This window comes from uncultured Campylobacter sp., assembly GCF_938018035.1.
GTDB lineage: Bacteria > Campylobacterota > Campylobacteria > Campylobacterales > Campylobacteraceae > Campylobacter_B.
This window is the reverse complement of record NZ_CALIJF010000410.1, coordinates 1-4024: the sequence shown is the minus strand read 5'-3', so window position 1 is coordinate 4024 and position 4024 is coordinate 1. Positions and strand designations below refer to the sequence as shown.

The following is a 4024-nucleotide window of genomic DNA, read 5'->3' as shown; positions in this document are numbered from 1 at the left end:
AGTATCTTTGGCAAGAAGTCCACAATCCTCAGCAAAAAATATAAATATCAATCGATCGCATATTTTTTGAGTAAATTTTAGAGCCTCTTGTTTTGTAAAAGCACTATTATTTTTACATATATTTTCAAAAAGCTCTATACGAAAATTTGAATAATCATCATAAAATTTTTTAGAAATTGAGGTCTCTTGTGAGCTACTACGCTCTTTTAGTGAGAAAGGCAAATCTTCTTTGATGGATTCAAACGAGATTAGTGCGTGCAAAAATTTAAAATTTTCAAAATCTAGCTCAAGCAGATTAAAACTTTCAAATTTTAATCTATCTTTGATATAAAATCTAATCTCATCAAAATTACTAACAATAACGTATTTTGCAAATTTATTGTCAAATGAAGATAAGTAGCTAAAAGCTTGTTCTACTGGGCTAAAATCTCTTGATCCTCTTTTATCTAAATCCTTGGTATTTTGTCCTTTTAACTCGATAATTCCAACAACTTTGTTGTTTATAATTATACAACCATCAGCCTTTTTACCATCAATCTTAGTTTTTTCTTCTCTTGTTAGGTTAAAATTATTTGGATTTTGTGTATCTAGTGTATATCCAAGACAATCTACAAAAATATCTTTTAAAAAACTTTCTTGAAATTTTTCCTCTTTTACATTCTTTATAAAATTTTTCTTTGTTTGATATGCCTTGAGTGCATTATACCTTTCCAAAACACTAAATTCATCTAGCATTATTTGCTTGATTACTAAACTTCTATCCTCAAAAAGATTCATAAGATTTTACCTCTAACCCACATTGCTACTCTCCCACTCCCTAACAACCATAACCATATCCTCATCATCAAGCATAGCCAACATATCAAGAAGTGCACTCATAGCTTTTGGTTTTTTAGTATCTCCTAGCCAAGAGGCATAAGCACTTAGTGAAATTCCTAGTCTTTGAGCCATCTCTTTTTGAGATATGTCTTTCATTTCAAGATCTTCTATTTGCTTATGAATTTTATGGATAATATGGCATAGCTTTAAAATTCGTCTATTATGTTGCCAGCTTCTAACGACCATAGGTATTCTATCGTCTCTTAGCATTGCAAGCATTTTTAAAAGAGCGCTCATTCCTTGCGGACTATTAACTCCTCTTAGCCACTCTATATATGTTATATTTGCAATGCCTAGCCTATCAGACATCTCTTTTTTAGTGATGTCTTTAAGCTCTTTTATCTCTATTTGCTTATGAATTTCTTCAACCATTTGTGCTAGTGTCATTTACTATCGCCCCTTGTTTAGTATGTGATTTTATCTAAATTTAACTTAATAAATTTATTTTTAATTTATCATATATTATAGCACTAATAAAATACCCGATTATATATGATATTAAGCTTTTTTAAATATATAATAGAATATAATACAATCTCAAAAATATAAAAAGGCTCTACAAGGAGGACACAATGGCACAACACTTCTTACTATCCGCCTCTGCAAGAGGTCTCTCCTTAATTCAAATCGCCAAGATGACGGATAAACAAGCATTAGCTCATTTTGCCAAGATAAGATGGTTTGAGAATGACGGCAACCCGATATGTCCTATATGTGGGAATTGCAGCAAAATTTGCTTCATAAAAACTAGAAATGAGTTTAAATGTATGGAATGCCAAAAGAGATTTAGCGTAACTAGTGGCACTATCTTTCACGGTCACAAACTCTCACTTCAAGCTATACTAATGGCGATCGCTCTTTTTACAAATTCTGCTAAAGGTTTATCGGCACTTCAATTAAGTAGGGAGTTAAACGTGCAATATAAAACAGCTTTTGTATTGCTTCATAAAATAAGAGAAAGCTTAATGGAGTATCAAGATGATAAGCAGTTTCAAGGAATTTGTGAGTTAGATGGAGTATATGTGGGACACTACATAAGACCTAAAAATCATAGAAGCAAAAGAATAGATAGGCGAAAAGTAGTAAAACCTAGCAAGAGAGTGGTAATATCACTGCGTCAAAGAAACGAATTTGGAAGTGGAGCAAACAGAACCAGGACGTTTGTTTTAAAGAGTGAAAACCCTATTGATATTAATAAAATCACAAGGAAATTTATACAAGTAGGAAGTGAAATTCATACTGATGAGAACAATGGATACTCTGATTTATCAGCTCACTATAATCATCAAGTAGTAACACATGAAATAGAATACAGTGGTCCGCAAGGAGAAAATAATAATCAATCAGAGAGCTATAACGCTCGTTTTAGACGTATGCAATACGGGCAAGTTCATAAGATCGGAGTTCTTTATCTCTCAAACTATGCTAACGAGATAGCATATCGTGAGGATACTAGGAGAATGAATAATGCAAATATAAGCAGAGATATATTAAGAAAGTGCTTAGAAGCTCCGATTTCAAATGAATTCTGTGGATACTGGCAAGGTGGTAATCATAGGGTAGCGGAGAGATTGGGAGCTTGATCTGATTCTTGCACCACGCTATTGATAAATATTATGGCTAGTCATTGTTTATTGAATACAACTTTACTCCATTAACAACTTCTAACTTAAAAATTCTTCTATCCACAAGTTTATACATCACTCCATATACGGTAGTTTTTATGTAATTGATGTTTATGGCGTCGTGTTGTTCCTTGATTTTATCTACTACTTGTTGTGGTGTTACCTTACTATTATTCTTTACTATCTCTATTACATTTCTCATAAGCCTACCATGTCCAAAATAGTTCTTTCTATGTAGTTTTATCTTTATTTGCTTAGTATCAAAGCTAGGATCAAATACTCTTATGGATTTAGTTATGGTATCTAGGTTGGTTTTTAGTTCTTGCAGTAAATCTTGATAGTAGCGTATCTCTCCTTGAAGTTCGGAATGTTTTTCAATCAATGCAGAGATTACGTGAGATTGAGCCATATTTATTCTTAGACCTTTGCAAGATATTTTTAGCTAAATTTTAGCTGAAATATTTATATAGGTCTAGGTGCGTTTGATACATAATATCGGAAATTTTATACGAGCGGTAGGCGCAGCTTATCTTGGGGCGGAATTTTGCGCGCTGTGTAAATTTAAATATAGCATCAATTCAAATCCGCGATGAATAAAATTTAAGCTTAGAATTCTGCGCCGTAAAATTTTGGTCAAAATTTGTTTTGACGCTAAATTTTAAAATTCCGAAACGGCGTAAAATTCTACGTAATATAGAATTTCGTGGAGTACTAAATTACGAAATTCCACTAATTACTAAATTTGCAAAATTTGGTAGGCATGGAATTTTATAGAGCGCGTAACTTACAAAATTTTAAAAAGCGAAGTGCGCTTCGTCTCTACAGCTCGCCGAAAAGCGCTTCGAGATTTTTAAGACCTTCTTCTTTGGATACCTTTTTCTCGCTCGCCGAGCCGGTTTCGATAAGCTCGATCTCGCAGCCGCACAGCATCGAGGCGAGGCGGATATTTAGACCATTTTTGCCGATCGCTTTGCTTTTTTGATCGGGGTTTACGTAGACGATCGCTTTGCCGTCCTGCGTTATTTTGACCGAGTTTACGATCGCGGGCGCCATCGCGCGAGTGATCAAAATTTCGGGGCTTGCGGAGTATTCAAACGCGTCGATGCTCTCGCCGCCGCTTCCGTCTTGCAAATTTTTGCTTAAGAATCTACTCACCGCATCGATTCGAGCGCCTCCTTTGCCGACGGTGGCGCCTACCGGATCGACGTTTGGCGAGACGGCGCTAAGTGCGATCTTGGCGCGCCTGCCGGGGATTCTGGCGCAGGCTTGGATGATGACGCTGCCGTCTTTGATCTCTGGGACTTCGGCGGCGAGCAGGGCTTCTAGGAATTTCGGGCTGGTGCGCGAAAGTTCCAGCCTGATGCCGTGGGATTTGTCGATCGCTACGTTTTTGATGACGGCTTGCAGCACGTCGCCGATCTTGAAATTTTCACCCTTGATGCGGTTTTTAAGCGGCATAAAGGCTTTCGTATCCTCGATCTCTACGTAGGTCGTGCCGTCGTGATCGATCTTGGTGACCG

Annotated in this window: 4 protein-coding genes and 1 pseudogene; 1 reads left to right on the top strand and 4 read right to left on the bottom strand. The window is 36.2% G+C overall.

The window, feature by feature from the left end; genetic code table 11:
- A partial coding sequence (locus Q0257_RS12605; RefSeq protein WP_298025317.1) for a type I restriction enzyme HsdR N-terminal domain-containing protein occupies window positions 1-777 on the bottom strand: 777 nt, incomplete at its 3' end.
- Window positions 778-789: 12 nt separating this feature from the next.
- Window positions 790-1266 carry a hypothetical protein gene (locus Q0257_RS12600; protein ID WP_298025314.1) on the bottom strand — a complete coding sequence of 159 codons (477 nt, stop codon included), beginning with the start codon at window positions 1264-1266 and terminating at the stop codon, window positions 790-792.
- Window positions 1267-1451: 185 nt separating this feature from the next.
- On the opposite strand from Q0257_RS12600, the gene Q0257_RS12595 reads away from it, so the two are divergent.
- On the top strand, window positions 1452-2462 hold the full coding sequence (locus tag Q0257_RS12595; protein ID WP_298025311.1) for an IS1595 family transposase: 1011 nt from the start codon (window positions 1452-1454) through the stop codon (window positions 2460-2462).
- A 37-nt stretch (window positions 2463-2499) separates the two neighbouring features.
- Here the strand turns inward: Q0257_RS12595 and Q0257_RS12590 are convergent, their stop codons facing one another.
- Both Q0257_RS12590 and nusA read right to left on the bottom strand, forming a co-directional pair.
- Window positions 2500-2913: a hypothetical protein gene (locus tag Q0257_RS12590; protein ID WP_103585693.1), complete on the bottom strand. Its 414-nt coding sequence runs from the start codon at window positions 2911-2913 to the stop codon at window positions 2500-2502.
- Between the two features lie 410 nt (window positions 2914-3323).
- A pseudogene (nusA, locus tag Q0257_RS12585) lies at window positions 3324-4024 on the bottom strand (transcription termination/antitermination protein NusA); the annotation flags it as partial.

Bases quoted from the DNA above. Each gene is read 5' to 3' on its own strand.
- Q0257_RS12600 (WP_298025314.1), bottom strand. From the start codon at position 1,266: ATGACACTAGCACAAATGGTTGAAGAAATTCATAAGCAAATAGAGATA.
- Q0257_RS12595 (WP_298025311.1), top strand. From the start codon at position 1,452: ATGGCACAACACTTCTTACTATCCGCCTCTGCAAGAGGTCTCTCCTTA.
- Q0257_RS12590 (WP_103585693.1), bottom strand. From the start codon at position 2,913: ATGGCTCAATCTCACGTAATCTCTGCATTGATTGAAAAACATTCCGAA.